Origin of the sequence: Planctomonas sp. JC2975 (genome assembly GCF_012985205.1) — a bacterium.
Taxonomy (GTDB): domain Bacteria; phylum Actinomycetota; class Actinomycetes; order Actinomycetales; family Microbacteriaceae; genus Humibacter.
The window spans coordinates 2,032,468-2,054,637 of the sequence record NZ_JABEKS010000001.1 but is presented as its reverse complement, the minus strand read 5'-3'; the positions used below and the strand labels follow the sequence as shown (position 1 = coordinate 2,054,637).

At 69.5% G+C, this 22,170-nt stretch carries 17 protein-coding genes; 14 read left to right on the top strand and 3 right to left on the bottom strand.

Annotation, left to right across the window (positions count from 1 at the left end):
* Positions 1 to 174: 174 nt before the first annotated feature.
* From HII28_RS09190 to HII28_RS09160, 7 genes are all read left to right on the top strand, one after another.
* Complete coding sequence (locus tag HII28_RS09190; RefSeq protein ID WP_170025129.1) at positions 175 to 3,258, top strand: FtsX-like permease family protein; 3,084 nt, start codon at positions 175 to 177, stop codon at positions 3,256 to 3,258.
* Entirely contained in the window at positions 3,255 to 4,124 is an 870-nt protein-coding gene (locus tag HII28_RS09185; RefSeq protein ID WP_170025128.1) for an ATP-binding cassette domain-containing protein, read from the top strand. Before HII28_RS09190 ends, HII28_RS09185 begins: the two co-directional genes overlap by 4 nt.
* Positions 4,117 to 4,728: an ATP-binding cassette domain-containing protein gene (locus HII28_RS09180; RefSeq protein ID WP_170025127.1), complete on the top strand. Its 612-nt coding sequence runs from the start codon at positions 4,117 to 4,119 to the stop codon at positions 4,726 to 4,728. The genes HII28_RS09185 and HII28_RS09180 overlap by 8 nt, the downstream gene beginning before the upstream one ends.
* 149 nt (positions 4,729 to 4,877) lie before the next feature.
* On the top strand, positions 4,878 to 5,852 hold the full coding sequence (locus HII28_RS09175) for an ABC transporter ATP-binding protein (protein WP_170025126.1): 975 nt from the start codon (positions 4,878 to 4,880) through the stop codon (positions 5,850 to 5,852).
* 6 nt (positions 5,853 to 5,858) lie between these two features.
* Positions 5,859 to 6,665, top strand: a complete 807-nt coding sequence (locus HII28_RS09170) for an ABC transporter permease (RefSeq protein ID WP_170025125.1) — start codon at positions 5,859 to 5,861, stop codon at positions 6,663 to 6,665.
* A gap of 49 nt (positions 6,666 to 6,714) precedes the next feature.
* Positions 6,715 to 7,986, top strand: coding sequence for a sensor histidine kinase (locus HII28_RS20715; protein ID WP_170025124.1), 1,272 nt, complete (start codon positions 6,715 to 6,717; stop codon positions 7,984 to 7,986).
* Between the two features lie 5 nt (positions 7,987 to 7,991).
* Entirely contained in the window at positions 7,992 to 8,597 is a 606-nt protein-coding gene (locus HII28_RS09160; RefSeq protein WP_170026046.1) for a response regulator transcription factor, read from the top strand.
* A 75-nt stretch (positions 8,598 to 8,672) separates the two neighbouring features.
* Here the strand turns inward: HII28_RS09160 and HII28_RS09155 are convergent, their stop codons facing one another.
* Positions 8,673 to 9,578 carry a thioesterase family protein gene (locus tag HII28_RS09155; protein WP_170025123.1) on the bottom strand — a complete coding sequence of 302 codons (906 nt, stop codon included), beginning with the start codon at positions 9,576 to 9,578 and terminating at the stop codon, positions 8,673 to 8,675.
* A 214-nt stretch (positions 9,579 to 9,792) separates the two neighbouring features.
* Between HII28_RS09155 and HII28_RS09150 the strand changes: the two genes are divergently transcribed.
* The 6 genes from HII28_RS09150 to HII28_RS09125 all read left to right on the top strand — a co-directional run bounded on the left by HII28_RS09150 (position 9,793) and on the right by HII28_RS09125 (position 16,549).
* On the top strand, positions 9,793 to 10,290 hold the full coding sequence (locus HII28_RS09150) for a PH domain-containing protein (RefSeq protein WP_346769247.1): 498 nt from the start codon (positions 9,793 to 9,795) through the stop codon (positions 10,288 to 10,290).
* On the top strand, positions 10,287 to 11,939 hold the full coding sequence (locus HII28_RS09145; RefSeq protein WP_170025121.1) for a PH domain-containing protein: 1,653 nt from the start codon (positions 10,287 to 10,289) through the stop codon (positions 11,937 to 11,939). The genes HII28_RS09150 and HII28_RS09145 overlap by 4 nt, the downstream gene beginning before the upstream one ends.
* Positions 11,939 to 12,808: a Rossmann-like and DUF2520 domain-containing protein gene (locus tag HII28_RS09140; RefSeq protein ID WP_170025120.1), complete on the top strand. Its 870-nt coding sequence runs from the start codon at positions 11,939 to 11,941 to the stop codon at positions 12,806 to 12,808. The genes HII28_RS09145 and HII28_RS09140 overlap by 1 nt, the downstream gene beginning before the upstream one ends.
* A gap of 63 nt (positions 12,809 to 12,871) precedes the next feature.
* Entirely contained in the window at positions 12,872 to 13,747 is an 876-nt protein-coding gene (gene panC, locus HII28_RS09135; protein ID WP_170025119.1) for a pantoate--beta-alanine ligase, read from the top strand.
* Positions 13,748 to 13,880: 133 nt separating this feature from the next.
* Entirely contained in the window at positions 13,881 to 15,446 is a 1,566-nt protein-coding gene (gene lysS / locus HII28_RS09130; protein ID WP_170025118.1) for a lysine--tRNA ligase, read from the top strand.
* Positions 15,447 to 16,135: 689 nt separating this feature from the next.
* Complete coding sequence (locus HII28_RS09125; RefSeq protein ID WP_170025117.1) at positions 16,136 to 16,549, top strand: DUF559 domain-containing protein; 414 nt, start codon at positions 16,136 to 16,138, stop codon at positions 16,547 to 16,549.
* Positions 16,550 to 16,691: 142 nt separating this feature from the next.
* Here HII28_RS09125 and HII28_RS09120 read toward each other — a convergent pair whose 3' ends face one another.
* Positions 16,692 to 17,516 (bottom strand): cytochrome c oxidase assembly protein, encoded by an 825-nt coding sequence (locus tag HII28_RS09120; protein WP_346769325.1) that lies wholly within the window; start codon positions 17,514 to 17,516, stop codon positions 16,692 to 16,694.
* Positions 17,517 to 17,823: 307 nt separating this feature from the next.
* On the opposite strand from HII28_RS09120, the gene HII28_RS09115 reads away from it, so the two are divergent.
* On the top strand, positions 17,824 to 20,757 hold the full coding sequence (locus tag HII28_RS09115) for an FAD-binding and (Fe-S)-binding domain-containing protein (RefSeq protein WP_346769245.1): 2,934 nt from the start codon (positions 17,824 to 17,826) through the stop codon (positions 20,755 to 20,757).
* 84 nt (positions 20,758 to 20,841) lie between these two features.
* Here the strand turns inward: HII28_RS09115 and HII28_RS09110 are convergent, their stop codons facing one another.
* Complete coding sequence (locus HII28_RS09110; protein ID WP_170025114.1) at positions 20,842 to 22,053, bottom strand: ROK family transcriptional regulator; 1,212 nt, start codon at positions 22,051 to 22,053, stop codon at positions 20,842 to 20,844.
* Positions 22,054 to 22,170: the final 117 nt, after the last annotated feature.

The following is a 22,170-nucleotide window of genomic DNA, read 5'->3' as shown; positions in this document are numbered from 1 at the left end:
CGTTCGACCATATGCCGGCGAAGCCGAGCTCACCGCCGCCTGCGGTGCGTGGCAGCGGCCGCGGGGCGCCTCCGAGCTCCAGTGCTCCACTTCGGACTCCAGTGCCCTCTGTCGTCGTGCTGTCCGGATCGACGGATCGTCGACGCAGGCGTCCCGGCCCCCTAAGCTGACGCGGTGATCGTGGACGAAGAGCGCGATGGGGTGCGGAGGCAGACAGGTCGATCCGTCTTCTGGATCGGCAGCGTGCGGCGGCGGCCGGCCTCGTTCGTGTGGCTTCTGGCCCTCTCCACGATCGCGATGGTCGTCTCCGTGCTCGCGCCGATGCTGGTCCGCGCTGTCGACGAGGCCACCCTGGCGCAGACCGTGCAACGAGCGGGCGCCGGCCGCACCGCGATAGTCGCGGCATCCGATATCCAGACGGGGTCGGCGGGGGGCGGTCTCGTCTCGGCAGAGGCGGTCACGGACGTGGTGCACTCGCGCGTCTGGGGGGCGCCGTTCCATGTGATGGACTCGAGCACGGCGTACTCCTGGGTGCAGACAGGCGGGCACGCGCACGGGAGTGCAGCCGTCGCAGCTCCCGCGACCACCTGCGGTGCCACCACCTTCGTCTCCGGGCGGTGCCCCGTCGACGACGGTGAGGTCGCGGTGGCCAAGGCGACCGCCGGCACGACCGTGAAGGTGGGGGCGTCGCTCGAGCTGGACGCCGCACCCGCGGTGACTCTGAAGGTGGTTGGCATCTACGACGATCGCCGTGGCACGGGCGCTGTCCTGAAGAGTCCGTCGCAGATGGCCGAGCCCGGTGACGGCTCGGCAGCCCCGGACCTGGTGGTCACTCGGGCGCAGTTCGAGCACCTGCGCATCGGTGGGACGGCTTATTCGCTGAGGCTCCTGAACCGGACGGTGACGCTCGACGATCTGCCGGGTATCCGTGCCGACATCCAGCGGGCCCAGGATGAGACGCTCACCGCAGTCAGCGCCGCAAACGGCACCCGAGCGAGCTCCGGACTACTCGGGGTCGTCGACGCACTCCAGCCGCAGCAGGGCGCCGCTGCGACCCTGCTCGCTGTTCTCGCTCTCGAGGCGCTCGGGCTGGCCTGGTTCGCGGAGGCCTTGCTGGTGCAGCGGATCGGTCGCGATCGCGCGGCGGAGTGGGGGCTCGCCCGGCTTCGCGGGCTGCCGCGCCGCCGCCATCTCGCGTCGGTCTTCGTCGAACCGACCGTCGCTGTGGTCGCCGGCTCCGTCATCGGCGCCGCGATCGGAATCGGCTCGGCCCAGCTGGCGGTGACCATGGTGCTCGGGCCCGGCGTAAGGGTCGACCCGCTTCAGCCCCTGGTGATCGGGGCCGCCGCCCTGACCGTCGTGGGGTCGCTGGTGGCCCTCGTCGCGGCGAGCGTGCGGTCTGCCCGGCTCCCGCTGTCGGTACTGCTGCGCGAGACCGCTGAGCCTCGCACGATCTCACGTCCCGCTCTCATCGGGCAGACGGCCATCGTGCTGCTCGCCCTCGTCGTCATCTACTCACTTGTGTCGCAGACCAGCATCAGCGGCCCCCAGGTGACCCTTCTCGCGCCGGCGGTGGTCGCGGTCCTCATCGGCATCGTCGGGCTCCGTCTGGCCATCGCGCTCATACGGCGGGTCACGAGGAAGGTGCCGAGGTCCCTGAACGGGCTGCTGGTCGGCCGGCGACTCAGTCGTACCCCGTCTGCACTGTACGTCGCCGTGATGGTGACGATGGGGCTCGCCGTCGTCACATACTCCGCTCAGACGGCGGTGGTGGCGGATCGTCTGCAGGATCAGCGTGCCGCGGCATCGCTGGGGGCGAGCGAGGCGGTGACCGTCTCCGTGCCGTCGAACGTCGATTTCCTGCAGTCGGTCCGGCGAGCGGACCCGAGCGGGACCCAGGCGATGGCCGTGGAGCTGCTTCCGAGCAGGGGAGACGCCCCGTCATTGATCGCGGTAGACGCCTCCAGACTGGCCGCGGTCTCCTCGTGGGACCCCGCTTGGGGCGGGTCCAGCGCGGCGGCACTGCGTGCGAAGCTGTCCCCTCCGACCGGCGCGTCGATGAAACTCACCGGAACGCGGATCTCGATCGGGCTCGCGCGGGTGAGCAACGTCGGAGACGAACCACCGGACCAGACCGGGCCGTTCCTCATGATGGTCGTGCAGAACGCGAGCGGCTGGCACGACATCTCCTTCGGTGCACCGCGTGACGGCACGCTCGTCGGCGCAATCCCTTGTTCCGGCGGATGCCGAGTGGTCTGGCTCGGCGAGAGCCGTGACGGTTCGGACGACTCCTTCGCGACGGTGATGACCATCACCGGGTTCTCGACCGATACGCAGCCGGCGTCTCGGCTGTCGGCCTGGCTCGACCCGGACAAGTGGCGCAATCGCATCGGAGAGGGATCCGCGTCGGTGCTGACCCCGGGCGCCGTGCTGAGAAGCCGGGAAGACGGTCTGGGACTCGAATTCACCGGTGCGGCGGGCAGCACGGCGAGCATCGCCCCGCAGGATGCGCCCGAGCCGCTGCCCGCCGTCGTCGGCCCGTCGACCGATGTCACCCGCTATCCAGGGATCTCAAACGCGTTCGTGGGGGCCGGGCCCGACCAGAGCAGGCTGCTGCTGCAGCAGGTGCAGCGCGCGCACATCCTCCCCGGGGTGCTGGGCGACGGGGCGATGGTCGACCTGGCCGTCGCGGACAAGGTCGCGGATCCGGCGCGGAGCGTCGCGAGCCATGAGGTGTGGCTCTCCCCGGGAGCTCATCCCCAGGTGATGGCGGCCCTGGCCCGGGATCGGATCCACGTGACGGGAACGACGACCCTCAGCAGTGTCGAGCACCGGTTCGCCAGCGAGGCGGCGCCGAGATCGGCACAGCTCGGCCTCGCCGTCGGGGCCGGTGCGCTGCTGCTCTTGTTGCTCGGCGTCATCGCCATCCGCATCGTCGGAGCCCCGGGCCGCCGCCGCGACACGGAATCCCTGCGCATCGCCGGGGTTCCCGAGAGACGACTCCGTGCGGTGGCCTTCATCGACATGCTCGTTCCGATCGGGCTCGCCGTCGTGCTCGGCGCCGCCGCCGGCGTGGTCGCATTCGCGCTGACCGTGCCGCACCTTCCGCTCACCCGAGGCGACGGTGCGGTCCCGCCGCCGGACTACTCCGTGGCTCCGGTGCCTCTTGCCTTGACTGTCGTCGGCGTTCTCGTCCTGGTCGCCGTCGTCGCGTGGGTCAGCGCACGCCTCGAGCTGCGGGTCAGGAGACCGCGATGACCACTCGCTCAGCGCCCTCGGATGCCGCCGAGAGCTTCCCCGCTCTGCGCTGCTCGGGGCTCGTGCACGTCTACCGCGAAGCTGGAACCGACGTGGCCGCGCTGCGCGGCATCGACCTCGTGGTCGAGCCCGGGCAGAGGGTTGCGCTGCTGGGACCTTCCGGGTCGGGCAAGTCGACGTTGCTGACGGTCGTCGCGGGCATCATGCGGCCCTCGGCCGGAAAGGTCGCTGTCTTCGGCACGGATCTCGGCAACGCGAAGGAGAGCGACCTGCGACGGTTGCGGGCCGGCACGCTCGGGCTGATGCTGCAGGGTGCATCCACGAACCTGTTGCTGCACGAGACGGCGGCCGCGAACGTCGAGTGGGCGCTGCGGGGGCTCGCGCGCGGCGACGCCCGGGTCGCCGATCAGCTCCTGGACGCCGCGGGACTCCTCGCGGATGATCGACTGGCGGGTGCGATGAGCCCCGCCGAGCAGCAGATGCTCGCACTCGCCGTCGCGATGGCGGCCCGGCCGCGACTGCTCCTCGCCGACGAGCCGACGAGCCAGCTCGACCATGCGGACCGTGACAAGCTGCTGGGACTGCTGGTCGAGATCGCCGACCAGCAGGGCACCGCGGTGCTGCTCGTCACGCACGACGAGGTGGTCGCCTCGCGGATGCAGCGCAGTATCCACCTGCGCGACGGGCGGATCGGGGAGGAGGCGACCGCCGCCGGGCGGTACGCCGTGATCGGTGCGGACGGCTCTGTCCCGCTTCCAGAGGCGCTGCGTGCGGAGTGGGGCGCCGGCGCCCTCGTATCCATCGATGCCGTCGCCCCAGGCGAGCTCCGCATCCGCGCGGCCGAGGCAGGAGCAGCGCGTGGCTGAGGGTTTGCAGTTCGAGAGCGTGCGGATTCTCCGGGACGAGACAGCTGTCGTGACCGACCTCGATCTGAGCATCGCCCCCGGATCCACCGTCGCGATCATCGGCGCCTCGAGCGCGTGCCGTGCTGTTCTCGAGGCGGTCGTCGGCACTCGAGCTCCCGCCGGCGGCCGCGTCCTGCTGGACGGCTCGCCTGTCGATCCCGCCACGGTCGGCGTCGTCACCCAGCGGCACGAGCTGATCGGGAGCCTGAGCGCCGCGGAGAACGTCGCCGTGCGGATGCTCGCTCGGGGGAACCGCCGCCCGTCTGACTGGTCCGAGATCGAACGGCTGCTGACCGCGCTGCGCCTGCCCGAGTCGAGCTGGCACAATCTGCTCGAGCAGCTCTCCGGCGGCCAGCAGCAGCGCGTGGCGGTCGCACGGGCGCTCATCGGTACGCCTGCGATCCTGTGCCTGGACGACCCGACGAGCGAGCTCGACCCGGTCAGCAGCACGGCGGTGTGGGATCAGGTGTCCGCTGCGACCCGGCGAGGCGCGATCGCCGTCGTGGCGACAACGGACGAGCAGGTGATCTGCGCCGCCGATCACCTCATCGAGCTGACCGGGTGACGCCCCGTGCCGCGGCTGAGCTCATGAGGGAGTGTTGCCGGACTCGTGCTCGGGCGAGGATGCGCCGGTGCGCCGATATGACGGATGTCATGCGAATCCGGTGACGAACGTGTGCGGGTGATCGGCAGCCCGTCCCCGAGAGTGGGTGCATGGACACGAACCCTCTCCTCAACGAGCGCACTGCGGATGCCTCGCGGCGCGTTCCCGCCGTCGACGCGCGCGGCATCACCAAACGCTTCGGCCAGGTGCTCGCCGTCGATGGCATCGACCTCACGATCGCCCCGGGCGAGATCGTCGCCTTCCTCGGCCCGAACGGCGCCGGGAAGTCGACCACGATCGACATGCTCCTCGGCCTCAGCCAGCCCGACGAGGGCGAGGTGAGCATCTTCGGCGGCAGCCCACGGGCCGCGATCGCCCGCGGTCTCGTCTCGGCAGTGCTGCAGACGGGCGGGCTCTTGAACGACCTGACCGTGCGCGAGACGGTCACGCTGACCGCGAGCTTCTTCACCGCACCGAGTCCAGTCGAGACGGTTCTCGAGCGTGCCGGAATCCTCGACATCGCCGAACGACGGGTGGGCAAGTGCTCGGGCGGACAACAGCAGCGGCTGCGTTTCGCTCTGGCCCTGCTCTCCGACCCCGGACTGCTCATCCTCGACGAGCCGACCACCGGCATGGACGTCGACGGACGCCGCAGCTTCTGGCAGGCCATTCGAGCGGATGCCGCACGCGGCCGCACCGTCGTGTTCGCCACGCACTACCTCGAGGAGGCCGACCTCTACGCGGACCGCATCGTGTTGGTGCGCAAGGGCCGCATCGTCGCTGACGGGACGTCCGCCGAGATCAAGAACCTGGCATCCGGACGCGTCGTGCGCGCCACGCTGCCCGACGCGGACGTGGCCGCGCTGGGTGCGTTGCCCGGAGTCACGTCGGCCGAGACCAGGGGAGACGCGGTGATCGTGACGACGACGGACTCGGACACCGCCGCCCGCTACCTGCTCACGCGGACGGCAGCGGTCGACCTCGAGGTGACCTCGCACAACCTCGAGGACGCATTCGTCGCACTCACCGGCGACGATGACGCCGACCTTCCCGCCACTGTGTCCACCGCCGACCGAAAGGCCTGAACTCCGATGACCGTCCTGAACCCCATCGCCGAGTCGCGCACCGTGCGCCCGTTCGGCGCCTTCAACCTCACCTACCTGTGGATCGAACTCAAGCGCAAGCTGCGCAACAGGCGCACGCTGGTTCTCACCCTCGTCTTCCCCGTCGTGCTCTACCTCCTGGTCGGATACCCGCAACGGAACGTCGCGCTGGGAGACACCCCTGTCGCGCAGGGTGGTGTCTCCGTCGCCGCCTACATCATGATCTCCATGGCACTGTACGGCGCCATGATGTCGGCCACCACGGCAGGCGGATCCGTGGCCATCGAGCGCACCCAGGGCTGGAGCCGACAGTTGCGCCTCACTCCGGTGAGCGCGGTGGCGAACGTGGCGACCAAGATCATCGCCGGGCTCGTGGTCGGCCTCATCGCCGTGGTGGCGACGTTCGCCGTCGGCGCGCTCACCGGTGTGCGGCTGCCCCTGGACGATTGGCTGCTCTCCGGGCTCGCAGTCTGGCTGCTGGGCACGCTCGTGTTCACGGCGCTCGGCCTGATGATCGGCTACCTCGTTCCGAGCGAGAACGCCATGCAGTTCGTCAGTCTCGCCATCGTTCTGCTGTCGTTCCTCGGCGGCCTTTTCATTCCGGTGACGCAGATGCCCGACGTGATGCGCGACATCGCCGTGTGGACTCCGGTCTACGGCATCGGTGAGCTGGGACGGGCACCGCTGACGGGCGATGCCTTCAACGTTCTTGCCCTGTTGAATGCGCTCGCCTGGCTCGTGATCTTCGCCGTCGGCACCGCGCTGCTTTTCCGCCGCGACACCAAGCGCGGCTGAGCGGATGCCCGCTGCCCTCGCGCAGACACCCCCGGCTACTGTGGGCACGGTGTCATCGAAGCTGATCGACCTCGAGGTGCCGGTGCCCGAACCGCCGGCGGATCTCGACCTGCGCAGCGGTCCCAGGATCCCCATTCTGGGAAACGTCACCCCCAGCGGCACGATCGTCTTCGGGGGCGGACGACGCTCGATCGTGCGGTTCATCGCGGTGCTGGTGTCGCTGTCGTTCGTCGTGTCGGCCGACATCCGCAGCGATGAACCGTGGCTCATCGCCTACGCCTCGGTGATGGTCGTCGTGGTGGCTGCGGCAGGTTCACTGGCCGCGGTCATCACCTGGCGCGTTCCGCGCCGTCTGCGACTCGTGGTCTGCGCCTGCTATCTCGCACTCGCGTTCGCGATGTGGCCGGTGCTGCAGTGGAACGTCTGCATACTCTGGATCTTCGCGGCGATCGTCGTCGGCGTCAGCATGTTCACCACGGCGATGACCGGGGTTCTCACCGTGGTCATCGCCGCGCTCGCCTTCGCATTCCAGTATGCGAACGGCGAGCGAGGAGTCGAACTGGTGTGGCTGCCGTCGATCATCGCATCGGTCTCGCTCATGATGTCGGCGTTCTCCCGCCAGGCGGCGTCGATCGTTCAGCTCCAGCAGACTCGTCACGAGCTGGCCCAGCTCGCCGTGGCCGAGGAGCGTGGACGTGTCGCGCGGGACATGCACGACATCTTGGGGCACTCGCTCACTGCGATCGCCGTCAAGGCAGAGCTCGCCGGCATGCTGATCGACACCGACGACGGGGGGAAAGCGCGCGAGGAAGCCGCAGCCGTCGAGCAGCTCGCACGCGCCGCGCTGGCCGACGTGCGCACCACCGTCGCTGGCTACCGAGGAACCAGTGTGGCCGCCGAACTGGCGAACGCACGGTCCGTGCTCACCAGCGCGGGCATCGAGGCGGAGTTCCCCGCCACGGTGGAGGCACTGCCGGCCGCCGACCGGGAACTCGCAGGATGGCTCGTGCGCGAGGGCGTGACGAACGTGCTGCGACACTCGAACGCCCGGATCTGCCGCATTCTCGTGGAGGCCGATCGGGTGGAAGTCGCCGACGACGGGCGCGGTCAGGGATCCGGGCCGACACCGCAGTCCTCGCTCGGGAACGGGCTGCGCGGGCTGCGTGAGCGCGCGGAGACCGCCGGCTGGCGCGTGGAGACCGGCAGCAGCGAGCTCGGTGGGTTCCGGCTGTCCCTGCTCCGCGGCCCGACAGAGCTCAGCGTCGAGTCGGAGCCGTACGGTCGAGACGGTGCGAACGACGATCAGGCGGAGCCGGCATGACCCGCATCCTGCGACTGTTGCTCGCCGACGATCAAGCCCTCGTGCGCGGCGCTCTGGCCACGATGCTGTCACTCGAGCCGGACATCGAGGTGGTCGCCGAGGTAGGAAGGGGCGACGAGGTCGTTCCGGCCGCGCTCGAATCACGACCCGACGTCGCGCTGCTCGATGTGGAGATGCCAGGCGGTGACGGCATCACGGCGGCGGCCGAACTTCGGGAGCGGATGCCGGGCATCCGCGTGCTCATGGTGACGACGTTCGGTCGGCCAGGGTATCTGCGGAGGGCGATGCGGGCCGGAGTCGCCGGCTTCGTGGTCAAGGACACGCCGGCCAAGCGGCTCGCCGCCATCGTGCGCGACGTGGCCGACGGCATCCGCGTGATCGACCCGGAGCTGGCCGCCGAGTCCCTCGTCGCCGGGGAGTCGCCGCTCAGCGAGCGGGAGGCGGATGTGCTCAGGGCTGCCCAGTCGGGAGGGACCATCGCCGACGTGGCCGGGCAGTTGCATCTGTCGGAGGGCACGGTGCGCAACTACCTCTCGAGCGCGATCGGCAAAACGGACGCCCGCACCCGCGCAGAGGCGGTGCGCATCGCGCTCGACAACGGCTGGCTGTGACGCGCTCATGGTGCGACGGCGCGTCGCGCGACCGTGAACCGCCAGGGCATCGCGCGGCGGCAGCGGCGCCTCACGTCAGCGTCGCGCGATGACCGCGAGCTGCGTGCTGTGCGCGACGGGAGCGCCTGTCGAGTCCCAGGCGTAGCAGGTCTCGTCGACAAGCCCGTCGGCCACGAGGTGCGCCCGGTGCAGCAATTGGATGGGGCCCGGCGCGGGGAGTGCACGAACATAGGTCGTGAACTGGAGCGTCGGCACCCAGCCGGTCAGAGGTCCGATGTCGAGCGTCGCGGGCGGCATCGCGTCGAGGGCGAACTGGAGCGAGATCGGGTCGAAGGGCTCGTCATCCGGAAGCGCCAGCCGCGATCGCAGCTCGCCGCGACCGCTCGGTGACCCGGTGAGGGAGCGCAGCGACTCCGGTGACATCCTGAAGTCCAGCAGGTCGGGGATGCCGCGGGGAAACGTGCCGCGCGGCGGCCGGAACGCGAGGTACTCGGCTGCGTCGCGATCGTCGCGCTCGGGAACGCCACCCGCCCATGAGGCGTCGCGCGATCCGTGATCGCCGTTCGGCTCGTCGGTCGCCAGTGCCGTCGTCCGTGCAGACGGATGCAGGTGCCCGAGCGTGGCGACCACATCCACGCACAGCTTGCCCTCCTGGCGGAGCACCGAGCGCACGCGCGTGATCGTGCGGCCCGACTGCAGCACCTGCGTCTCGATCTCGGCGCCACCGGCATCCGGAGAGCTGCAGAAGTGCGCAGACACGGCCACCGGGTGCGGATGATCGGTGACGCTCGAAGCAGCCTCGGTGGCGGCGCGCGCGAGGATCGCGGTGAGGTATCCGCCGTTCGGCTTGCCGCCGATGCCCCAGCCGGCATCGATCTCTGCCGCGAAACGCGTTTCGTCGAGCCGGGTGACGGCACTCGCTTCGGAGAAGCGCCGGCGTACCGTCGCGTCTACAGGCTCGGACGCAGCTGTGTCGGTCATGAGGTGGCTCCCGGTGCTGTCGGAGATGTGTCGACCCCCGCCACGCTACCGGCCGTGACGAGGGCGTTAGGTCTCGGCCGCGCATCCGAGGCTTCGACCGCGTCCGGTAGCCCGCTGGGAGTGCACGTCGGCGCCGCTCAGTACCATGGAATGCGCAGGCGAAGAGCGATGCCGACACGGCCGATCGCCCGCGCTGCACGACGACGGGAGCGCAGTGTCACAACGGCTGGATGTCGCGGCGCTCGACGACACGACGCAGTGGCGACGGGTCTCGCCCAAGTACGTGTGGGTCGTGATCGTCGGGTCGCTGATCAGCGGGCTGATCGCGGCCGCAGTCGTCGTGTTCGCGTGGCTCGTGCTCCAGTGGTGGTGGGCCTGGATCGCGCTCATCGTCATCGTGGTCATCGCCATCGTGCAGCTCATCATCGCGCCGCGTCGTGCCCGCGCCATCGGCTACGTCCTGCGCGACGACGACCTCGTGATCCGCCGCGGCATCATGTTCCAGCGGTTCGTGGCCGTGCCATACGGCCGCATGCAATTGCTCGACATCGAGCGCGGGCCCGTCGATCGCATGCTGGGGCTGGCCGAGCTGCGATTCGTGACGGCGGCGGCATCCAGTCGGGTCTCCATCCCCGGCCTCGTCGAAGCGGATGCCGCGTGGCTGCGAGATCGCCTCGTCGAGCTCGCTGAGGCGCGCAGGACGGGTCTGTGACCCAGACGTACACCCGAGCGACCGGTCTCGCCGACGGCGAGTGGCACCGGATGCACAAGGCGACGCCGCTCCTGCGAGGCGGCATCGCCATCGTCGCGATCGTGGGCGTGATCGTCGCGAACCTGCGGGAGCGCATCGTCGCGTTCTTCTTCAACACCCCGGACTATCCGTCCGGCGACCCCGTTGACATGATCGTCAGGCACAACTTCGTCTGGCCGGCGATCGGCATCGCGGTCGTCATCATCGCGGCTTGCGTCGGCGTCTTCGCACTGTCGTGGCGGGTGCAGACGTTCCGCGTGACGCGGCAGGCCGTCGAGCTGCGCAGCGGAATCCTGCGTCGCCAGGAGCGTAAGGCGCGGCTGGACCGCATCCAGGGCATCAACGTGCACCGGCCGCTGTTCGCGCGGATCTTCGGCGCCGCCAAGCTCGAGATCGTCGTCGCTGGACACGACGCGAACCTCGACCTCTCCTATCTGCCGTCGAAGGTGACGGAGACGCTGCGGAGGGAGATCCTGCGCCGAGCCTCTGGCGTGCAGGCCCATGAGGCCGGGCAGGCGGAGGGCGTCGGCGCGGTCACGGCATCGCCTGAATCCGCGCCTGTACAGGCTGATCCGGTGTCGCGCGGCGAGGCGACCCGCAACATCGTCGCCGACCGCGTGGACGAGTTCCTGCTCTCGCCGGCCGATCTCGACCCCGACGCCGCGCCACAGGCATCCGTCGTTCGGATGCACCCTCTTCGGCTGGCCGGATCACTCTTGCTCAGCGGACCCACGATGGTGCTCTTCCTCATCGTGATCGCGATGATCGTGGGGGCGTCGACCGGACGCCCGTGGCTGATCATCATCATCTTCCCGGCGGTGCTGAGCCTCGGCGGCCTCTACGCCCGCCGCTTCACGAAGGCGCTGCGCTACAACATCGCCGGCAGCGGCCACGGCGTCCGCATCGGATTCGGGCTGCTCACCACCAGCAGCGAGACCATCCCCCCGCGGCGCGTCCACGCCGTCGAGGTGCTGCAGCCGCTGGCGTGGCGTCCGTTCGGATGGTGGCAGATCCGCATGAACACGGCCGGCCACACCCGCGGCAAGAACTCGGCGGGCGAGTCGCGGACGACCACGCTGCCGGTCGGCAGCATCCGGGACGTGCAGCGCGTGCTGCCGCTGCTGCTGCCTGGCATGGACGACACGGTGCGGGATGCCATCGCGCACGCGGCCATGCGCACTCGCGCCGACCAGTCAGCGTTCTCGTCCGCTCCGCGCAGGGCCGCCTGGCTGCGCCCCTTCTCCTGGAGCAAGACCGGATACACCGTCGCCGACGGCGTGATCGTGTTCCGGCACGGCGCCGTGTGGCGACGGATCATCTTCGTACCGCTCGCCCGCCTGCAGAGCGTGGAGGTCGAGCAGGGGCCGGCTCGGCGCATCCTGAACCTGGCATCGGCCGACGTGCACATCGTCGACGGGCCCGTGCACGCCAAGCTGCCGGTCATCGACGTGCGCGCGGCGGAAGAACTCTTCGGACTGGTCAGCGCAGGCGCGATCGCCTGGGCCGACGCGGAGGCGGGGCCGAGCAGTGCACAGGGAGCCGGTGACTCGGTGTCCCCGGTGACTCACGGAGCCGAAGACCACGAACCTCACGCGGAAGGCGACAGCTGATGGCCGGACGTTCGGGACGCCTCGGCGTCGGCATCGTGGGCGCTGGACGCGTCGGGCCCGTGCTCGGCGCCGCGCTCGCCGGAGCCGGGCACGCGATCGTGGGCATCGCGACATCGAGCGAGCAGAACCGCGAGCGTGCGGAGGCACTGCTGCAGGGAGTGCCGGTGCTCTCTGTGCCAGACCTCATCGAGCGCTCGGAGCTCGTCCTGCTCGCCGTGCCCGGCGCTGAGCTTCCCGAGTTCGTCAGCGGGCTCGCCGCCGCCGGCTCATGGCAGCCGGGCCAGCTCGTCGTGCATACAGCACCGGAGCACGGCGTCGACGTGCTGTTGCCAGCGTTGCAGCGCGGCGCCATTCCGCTCGCGATCCACCCGGCGATGGTGTTCAGCGGGACGAGCCTCGATCTCGCCCGCCTCGCGGAGAGCTACTTCGCGGTGACGGCTCCGGCTCCCGTCCTGCCTATCGGCCAGGCGCTCGTCGTCGAGATGGGCGGCGAGCCCGTGATCATCGAGGAAGCGGATCGCCGGGCCTACGCAGAGGCCGTCTCCACGGCCACGACGTTCTCGCGGTCGATCGTGGAGCAGGCATCCGGGATCCTCGCGGGGCTCGGCATCGAGAACCCCGGCGGATACCTGTCGTCGCTGGTGCGGTCGTCCGTCGACGAAGCGCTGCGCCGCGCCGGCGCGCCAACGGAGCTGGACGCCCTCGACATCCCCGGCCTGCTGGGCGGCCGGCAGGGCCTGTCGATGCCGCCATCAGCGGCAGACGATCGGGGCGAGTGGCCGGAGTCGAACGGATGGCCCGGCGAGAACGGCGCGACGGGTGGCGGCTGGCCAGGTACCGACACCGGCGACGATGGGCGGGAGCGGTGACGGCACGCGCATCCGCTCTCATGACGACCACGAGTGCACGAGCACGATGACGACGGAGGAACGATGACAGACACGACCGCGCCGACACCGGGTAGACCCGCTGTGTCGACGACGATCGCCGAGATCAGGTCGATCGTGCGGGATGCCCGCGCCCGCGGCGAGCGCGTCGCCCTCGTCCCGACGATGGGCGCTCTGCACGACGGCCACCTGTCGCTGGCGCGCACCGCGAGAGGACTCGCGGACGTGGTCGTCGTGTCCATTTTCGTGAACCCGTTGCAGTTCGGCCCGAACGAGGACTTCGACCGCTACCCGCGCACTCTCGACGCTGATCTCGAAGCACTCGGCGACCTCGCAGACCACGTGTTCGCGCCGACGGTCGCTGAGATGTATCCCAACGGCCCGTCGCAGACCAGGATCGTGGCAGGCGAGGTGGCAGGCGAGTTCGAGGGCGCCTCCCGCCCCGGCCACTTCGACGGCATGCTCACGGTCGTGAACAAGCTGCTGGGCATCGTGCAGCCGGATGCCGCCATGTTCGGCCAGAAGGATGCGCAGCAGGTCTTCCTGGTACGCCAGATGGTCGCGGATCTCGACATCCCGGTCTCCATCGAGGCCGTACCGATCGTGCGCGAGGCCGACGGGCTCGCGCTGTCCAGCCGCAACCGCTACCTGGATCCGGATGCCAGGGAGGCCGCCGTGACCCTGTCGCGTGCGCTGCACGACACCGGTGCGGCTGCGGGAGCCGGAGTGCAGGCGGCGCTGGCTGCTGGGGTGGCGCGCGTGCGGGCATCCGCGCCGGTTAAGCTGGACTACCTGGCCATCGTCGACCCGCAGACCTTCCGTTCCGTCGCCGACGGGTACCGCGGAGCCGCAACCGTGCTGATCGCGGCACGGGTCGGCACAACGCGGCTCATCGACAACGCGAGCATCATCATCGGGTAGGCGGCACGCTGCTGGTTGAACCTGACGACAGCAGCAGCCACGCACCACTGCCGGTCGAGCTTGTCGAAGCCGGCCGACGACCGGTGAATGCGCCCGAACGATCAGCATCCGAGAACGAGAACGAAGAGGAACCATGGCGACCGACGAGCGTCGTGCAGACGAGAACCGTACCGACGAACTGAGCGCTGACGAGGTCGGCGAGCAGAAGGCCGTGCGGCTCGCCAAGCGCGAGCGCCTGAACGCCGAAGCGGATGCCGCAGGCGGCGCCTACCCGGTCACCCTTCCGATCACCTCGACCATTCCGGAGCTGCGCGCCGAGTACGGCGGTCTCGAAGCGGATGCCACGACCGGCGTCTTCGTCGGTATCGCCGGCCGCATCGTGCACCTGCGCAACACGGGCAAGCTCTGCTTCGCCGCCCTGCAGGCCGGAGACGGATCCCGCATCCAGGCCATGGTCTCGCTGGCCGCGGTGGGCGAGGAGTCGCTCGCGCGCTGGAAGGAGCTCGTCGACCTGGGCGACCACGTCTTCGTGCACGGCGAGGTCATCTCCTCGCGTCGCGGCGAGCTCTCCGTCATGGTGGACGACTGGGCTATCGCCGCCAAGGCGATCCTGCCGCTGCCGAACCTGCACAACGAGCTCTCCGAAGAGACGCGGATGCGCAGCCGCTACCTCGACCTCATCGCGCGCGATCAGGCCCGCACCAATGTGCTGAACCGCGCCAAGGCGGTCGCGTCGCTGCGCGCCACCTTCGCGTCGCGGAGCTTCATCGAGGTGGAGACCCCGATGCTGCAGACGATGCACGGCGGGGCATCCGCTCGTCCGTTCGTCACGCACTCGAACGCGTTCGACACCGATCTTTTCCTGCGCATCGCGCCCGAGCTCTTCCTCAAGCGTGCCGTCGTCGGCGGCATCGACCGGGTGTTCGAGATCAACCGCAACTTCCGCAACGAGGGCGCCGACTCGACGCACTCGCCCGAGTTCGCGATGCTCGAGGCCTATCAGGCGTACGGCGACTACAACACGATGGCCGAGCTGACGCAGACGCTCATCCAGGACGCGGCGTGGGCCACCAGCGGCAGCCACGTCGTCACGTGGGCGGACGGCACCGACTACGACCTCGGCGGCCAGTGGGACTCGGTGTCGATGTACGAGAGCCTCACGGATGCCCTCACCGCAGCCGTCGCCGCAGGTCGCGTGCCGTGGACCGGCGGCACGGACATCACTCCCGAGACGCCCCTGAACGAGCTGGCCGCCCTCGCCGAGCTGGTCGAGATCGAGGTGAAGCACCCCATTCACGGCAAGTACGTCGAGGAACTGTGGGAGCACTTCGTGAAGGGCGGACTGGAGCGTCCGACCTTCGTGCGCGACTTCCCCGTCGACACGTCGCCGCTGGTGCGTGCCCACCGCAGCAAGGCGGGCGTCGTGGAGAAGTGGGACCTCTACATTCGCGGCTTCGAGCTCGCCACCGGATACTCCGAGCTCGTCGACCCCGTCGTGCAGCGCGACCGGTTCGTCGAGCAGGCGCGCCTGGCCGCGCAAGGCGACGACGAGGCCATGCGCCTCGACGAGGAGTTCCTGCGCGCCCTCGAGTTCGGCATGCCGCCGACCGGTGGCATGGGCATGGGCATCGACCGGCTGCTGATGGCGCTGACGGGCCTCGGCATCCGCGAGACGATCCTGTTCCCCCTGGTGAAGTAGCGCCGCCGGCGCGCCCGGCCTCCGGCCCGGATCCGGCCCGCGCGGCCGCCGGTCCGGCCGGGCTCCAGGCCCGGCAATCTGCAGCCGGCGCGAGAACAGCAGTGATCGCGCTCTAGCGTCGGAAACAGCAGCATGTCTGCTGTTCTCGACGACATCTGCTGTTCTGGTAGCCGCTGGAGCTGGCCTCCACAGGGGCACCGAATCACCAATAGTCCCCAGAGGGTGCAGTCGAACGCTGCACGGTTGATCGTTCCTGCCACGGTGATGCGGTGGATGTCGCCCTTGCACTCAAGAGATACGGCGGTCTGGCGACCCGGAATCAGCTACGGCAGTTGGGTTGCGGTGCTCGCGCAATCGCGGCGTACGTGGACGATGGTGGCCGGGTGGTTCGTCGCTCGTGGGTCGCATCTCCGTACGCGGACCCCGCCGCCGTCCGCGCCGTGACGCTAGGCGGACTCCTCGGCGGCGAGAGTGCCCTCCGCTCTCACGGAATCTGGGTATCCCACAACGGCGGACTCTGCGTCTCCGTCAAGCCGGGGACGAGCAGATTGCCGGAACTCGCCGACGCCGAGTATCGGATCTATCCTCACGATTTCTCGTGGCCGACAGGCATTCGCTGGCGAGCTGATGTACTGGACGCGCTTGTGCACCTGGCTCCACGGGTGGAGTCGCAACATTTCATCGCATCCGTGGACAGCGCGTTGTACACCGCGGTACTTCCTGCGTCGCGTCTCGACGAGCTGTTCGCCCGGCTGCCCCGACGTTGTGCACCCCTCCGGCGGCTCATCGATGCTCGGGCCGAGTCCGGCATCGAGTCACTGTTCCGTCTCGCGGCTCGCCAGGAGGGCTGGTCGGTCGCTGTCCAGGTGAGCATCACGGGTGTAGGCCGAGTGGATCTCGTCATCAATGGGTGGCTCGTGATCGAGGTCGACGGTGATCGGTGGCATTCGACGCCAGAGCAGCGTGCCCGTGATCGGACACGAGAGGCAGAACTGGTCCGACGGGGCATGAGGTCGCATCGCTTCGACTACAACCAGGTGATGTCCGACATCGACGGGTGCATCGGTGTGGTGCGCACGTTGCTTGCGGCCGGACATCCGTGATCGCCGCCGGGGATCCCCAGACGTTCCGGAAACAGCAGATGTCGTCCGCAACAGCAGACATCCTGCTGTTCTCGGCGCGAGAGCGTGACCACTGCTGTTTCGAATCGGCTGTCGGTGGTGACGTGACGCCGCCGGCGCGACCTCAGTGCTGCTGGTACCGCTTCAGGTGTTCCTGCGTGAGCTGGTCCATCTGTTCGTCCGTGAGCTCGTCCATCTTCTTGGCTTCGCGGCGATCGGAGTGCATCCACCGGATGAACAGGATGATCAGCACCGGCACATCCGCGATCTCGGCGATGAACCACAGGAAGTCGCCCGACAGGTGCTGGTCGTGAAGCGGGGAGGGGAACCACGGCGGCAGCAGCCCGATGACGGGCGGTGCATGGTCGAGCACGGACTCGTTGAGGCGCAGCAGGATGCCGGGCACGGCATCCAGGACCAGCTCGACGAACGCGAGCATGAACTCCGCTGTGATGAAGAGGCTCGTGCGCAGCAGTCCGCTGTCGGTGACGGGCAGCACCATCAGCAGGCCGACCAACGGGATGCCGATGGAGATGGCGGCCTCCCATGCCGGATCGAGGCGCAGAGCCGCCGCGAACGGGGTGAGGAAGAGGCTGAAGCCGATCAGGGCGACGACCGGCGCGAAGATCGCGTTGCCCATCATCCGTATGGGCCACGACTTCAGGATGCGGTCCAACACCCGCGCAGGCAGCCCCGACATCGCGGAGCGCGCCAGCGTGACGGGACGTCCGAGTGCGAGAAGCCCCGGCACCACGAAGAGGAGGAACGCGACCCTGGTGGTGAACGCCCACCGCAACTCGGTGCTCCACGTGCCGAGGAATCCGAACTCGATCCACGCGTACGAGCCGAGGCCGAGCAGGTAGAACGCGACGATCGGCCACGCGGGCCACCTGACCCCGTTGCGGTGCGCGAAGAACACTCCGAGTCCGTAGAGGCCACCGGCGACGATGATGACCCCGAGCGCATACGGGTTGAACGAGAACGTCGTGAGGAACGTCAGTACGTCAGGCGTGGGGGACTCCGATTCGTGCAGGAGAGTCGCGTCGAGCGGATGCCGTCGGCGACTCCGCGGTCGCCGTCGCGCGATGCGGCCGCCACGCCATTATCCGCCGTCATCCTCTGTGCCTGCCGGGGGGCGAACCCGCCCCGGAGTCGACGGACAGGATGCTCTCGGATCGCGGATCCGCCGTCGGCGTACGATTCAGCACGAGCGGCCCGCGACGTCCGACCTCGCGCGGCCGCCGAGGGGAGCGGGCGTGGCACAGCATCGAACAGACGATCGGGACACCGGAGCGGGGAGCACGGGCGTCAGCGTCGACGCGCCCGCGACGTCGAGCGGGACGGATCCCGGCCCCGCCCGCGACCGCGAACCCGCGGTGCGCGAGTTCCTGTCAGGACTCGAAGTCCGAGATCGTTCCATCGACCGCTACGCGGCGGCGCACGATGCGTCCCACTATCTGCTCGTGCCCGAGGCGGTGGTGGCGCCGCGCAGCGTCGAGGAGGTGCGGTCCGTGTTCGGCGGTGCCAGGGCATCCCGTCGAACGCTCACGTTCCGCTCCGGCGGCACCAGCCTGTCGGGGCAGGGCGTGACGAGTTCTGTGCTGGTGGACACGCGGCGTGCGTTCCGCGGGATCCGCATCGAGGACGACGGCAGACGAGTGACCGTTCAGCCCGGCGCCACCGTGCGTGCGGTGAACACCCGGCTCGCACGCCACGGATACCGGCTCGGGCCGGATCCGGCGAGCGAGATCGCCTGCACGATCGGCGGCGTGATCGCCAACAACTCGTCCGGCATGGCGTGCGGCATCACGGAGAACAGCTACCGCACCGTCGAGTCGCTGCTTTTCGTGCTGCCCAGCGGCACGGTCGTCGACACGGCGCTCCCTGACGCCGACGCCCGCCTCCGCCACCGTGAGCCGATTCTGCACGCCGGCCTGCTCGAGCTGCGTCGCAGGCTCCTCGCCTCACCGGATGCGGCGGCCGAAGTCCGCCGTCAGTTCTCGATGAAGAACACCATGGGATACGGCCTCAACGCCCTGCTCGACTTCGAGCACGCCGTCGACATCCTGGCGCACCTCGTGATCGGCAGCGAGGGCACGCTGGCCTGGGTCGCTGAGGCGAGGTTCGCGACAGTGCCGTTGCGTCCGGCGATCGCGACGGGCCTCCTGGTCTTCGCGAACCTCGCGGAGGCGACGGCCGCGCTGCCCGACCTGGTGAGCGTCGGCCCCGCGACCATCGAGTTGATGGATGCCGCGTCCCTTCGAGTTGCGCAGGCCGCGTCCGACTCACCGGAGGCGATCCGCAGGCTCGAGGTGGTCGACCACACCGCGCTGCTCGTCGAGTTCCAGGCCGCGGATGCGGATCAGCTGGCCGCCGCGCTCGCGGACGCCCGGCCCGTCCTGGATGCCCTCCAGCTGGCATCCCCGGTCGACCTCTCGTCGGATCCCGCCGAGCGCGCAGCGCTCTGGCACGTGCGCAAGGGTCTCTACGCCACAGTCGCCGGCGCTCGCTCGCCGGGGACGACGGCACTGCTCGAGGACATCGTGGTGCCGGTCGAACGGCTGCTCGACACCTGCACAGCCTTGACGGCACTGTTCGACAAGCACGGCTACGACGAGGCGGTCGTCTTCGGCCACGCCAAGGACGGCAACCTGCATTTCATGTTGACCGAGGACTTCGGCGACGCCGCGTCCTTGGCAAGGTACCGCGCGTTCACCGACGACTTGGTCGACCTGGTGCTCGACCAGGGCGGGTCGCTGAAAGCCGAGCACGGCACAGGCCGCGTGATGGCCCCGTTCGTGCGTCGTCAGTACGGCGACGAGCTCTACGCGATGATGCTCGAGATCAAGCGACTCGCCGACCCGAGCGGCATGCTCAATCCCGGTGTGCTGCTCGCGGACGATCCCGAGCTCTACCTCCGCGACATCAAGACCGCGCCGCAGGTCGAGACCGAGGTGGACCGCTGCGTTGAGTGCGGATACTGCGAGCCGGTCTGTCCGAGCAAGAACCTCACGCTCACCCCGCGTCAACGCATCGTGCTGCGCCGCGAGGTCGAGCGGGCCAGGGCGGCAGGCGACGACGAGCTCGTGGCGGAGCTCGAGCAGGATTACGGATACGACGGCGTCGACACGTGCGCCGTCGACGGCATGTGCGCCGTCGCCTGTCCCGTCGACATCAACACGGGCGACCTCGTGCGTCGGCTGCGCGCCGAGGAGCCGACTCCGCTGCTGGATCGGGCGTGGCGCACGGCGGCGCACCACTGGGAGGCGTCGACCCGCGTCGCGTCGACGGCGCTGACCGTCGCGCACACGCTGCCGCCCTCGCTCGTCGGTGCGGCAACCACGGCGGCACGTGCCGTCTTCGGCACCGAGACCGTTCCGCACTACGACGCCGGCTTGCCGGCGGGCGGACGGACGCGCGGCACGAGCGAACCGGGGGAGTCCGGCACCAGCCTGCCGGACGGCGCCGCCACCGAGGTGGTCTTCTTCTCGGCATGCGTCGGGACGATGTTCGGCCCAGAGGCCGGCGGCATCGGATCCGCCGAAGCCCTGCGCAGGCTCGCCGCACGCGCCGGCGCACGCCTGATCGTGCCCGACGGCATCGACGGCCTCTGCTGCGGCACCCCGTGGAAGTCCAAGGGGCATCTGCACGGGTATCGCGACATGTCCGACCGTGTGCTGCCCGCGCTGCTGAAGGCGAGCGGAGGCGGCCGTCTCGACGTCGTCTGCGACGCGGCATCCTGCACGGAGGGGCTGGAGACCATGCAGCATCTGGCTGCCGAGTCGGGCGCAGGACTGCGGTTCGTCGACGCGACCGAGTTCGCCGGCCGCATGCTGCTGCCGCACCTGACCGCGACCCGCCGCCTCGCATCCGTCGCCGTGCACCGCACGTGTTCCACCGCCGCGCTGCACGTGGATGCCGCCCTCGATGCCGTCTGCGCGTTCGTCGCCGACGAGGTCTACGAGCCGGACGCGTGGGGTTGCTGCGCCTTCGCAGGGGACCGCGGGATGCTGCATCCGGAGCTCACGGCATCCGCCACGTCCGCCGAGGCGCTGGAGCTCGGAGAGCGCGAGTTCGACGCGTACGTCTCGGCCAACCGCACCTGCGAGATCGGCATGTCACGAGCGACAGGGCGCCCGTACCGTCACGTGCTCGAGGTGCTCGAGGAGGCGACTCGCCCCGCCTCGTGATGCCGTCGTCGTGACGCAGCAGGGGATCGCACGAGCCGTGGTGGTGCCGACCTCCTGCGACTCATCGCCGGGGCACGGGTGAGCTCAGTGGACCCCGGACGGCGTGTTCAGCCCCATGACCCGCGGGGACAGCTCCGTCTGCATCACGAGTGCTGCGCCCCCGACGGCGGCGGCGTCCGAGGCGTCCGTCGACAGGCGCACCCGAACCGAGTGCTGCGATCGCACGAAGAAGTCGGTGTCGAGACGGTGCGCTATGGCGCGGGCGTAGGTGGGGCCGGCGACCGTGAATGCCGGTCCGGCGAGCGACACCGAATCGAGGTCGAAGAGATTCGCCATGGTGAGCACGCCGTTGGCCAGTAATTCCGCGGATTCCTCGATCAGCGCTGCCGCCTCGTCGTCACCGCGCACGGCCGCCATCGCTATGGTGCGGAAGTCCTCGAACTCGTCGTGACCGGCCAGCTTGAGCCGGTCCGCGTGTCCGAGCTCGTGCGCGCGCCGCACGACTGCTCCCGGATCGGCGACTTCTTCGAGAGTGGTCCACGTTCCGTCCCGGCCGGTGACCACGATCTGTCCGAGCTCGCCCGCGTTCGAGCTCGCGCCACGGAACACGATGCCGTCGATGAGGACGCCGGAGCCGATTCCGGTTCCCATGTAGATCGTGGCATGCGCAACAGCATCATCGAGCCTGCCGCTCCAGAAGTCGCCGAGCGCCGCGGCTGTCGCGTCGTTGTCGAGGAGCACGGGGAGATCGATGGCCTCGGCGAGCATCTCTCGCACCGGTACGTCTCGCCAGGCAGCCAGATGCGGTGAGTGCAGAATGAGGCCGCGCTGAGGGTCGATCGGGCCTGGGGCGACGACGCCGACGCCGACCACGGAGCTCTTGTCGATCCCGAGTCCGGCGAGAGTCTGCTCGATCTCGGATGCGATGCGGTCGACCATGGCCCGCGGAGCTGCGCGTCCGCTGCCGCCGGTGCGCGTGCGCCCGACGATGTCGCCGGCGAGGTTGATCACGACGTAGGTCAGCGACTCGATCCCGAACTGCACGCCGACCGCGAAGCGCGAACTCGGATTCACGTCGAGCATGACGGGAGGCTTGCCGCCCGTCGACTCGCCTCTGCCCGTCTCCACGACCAGCCCGTCGTCGAGGAGCTGCCGCACCACAGTGGACATCGTCGCCTGCGTGAGACCCGTCGCCTCGGAGAGAGCGACCCTGCTGATCGGCCCCTGGGCGCGGATGAGGTCGAGCACGACGCCCTTGCTCGTGCCGCCGACGAGTGTGGCGCGTTGTCGTGGCATCCCGGCCTCCTCCCGTCACGAACATCGGAATCCTCGCACAGGATACTAACTTGACACGCTTTATAAAGTGACCTAAGAAAGACCCATCGCAACGAAGCGTCCTTCGTTGCGGAAGCG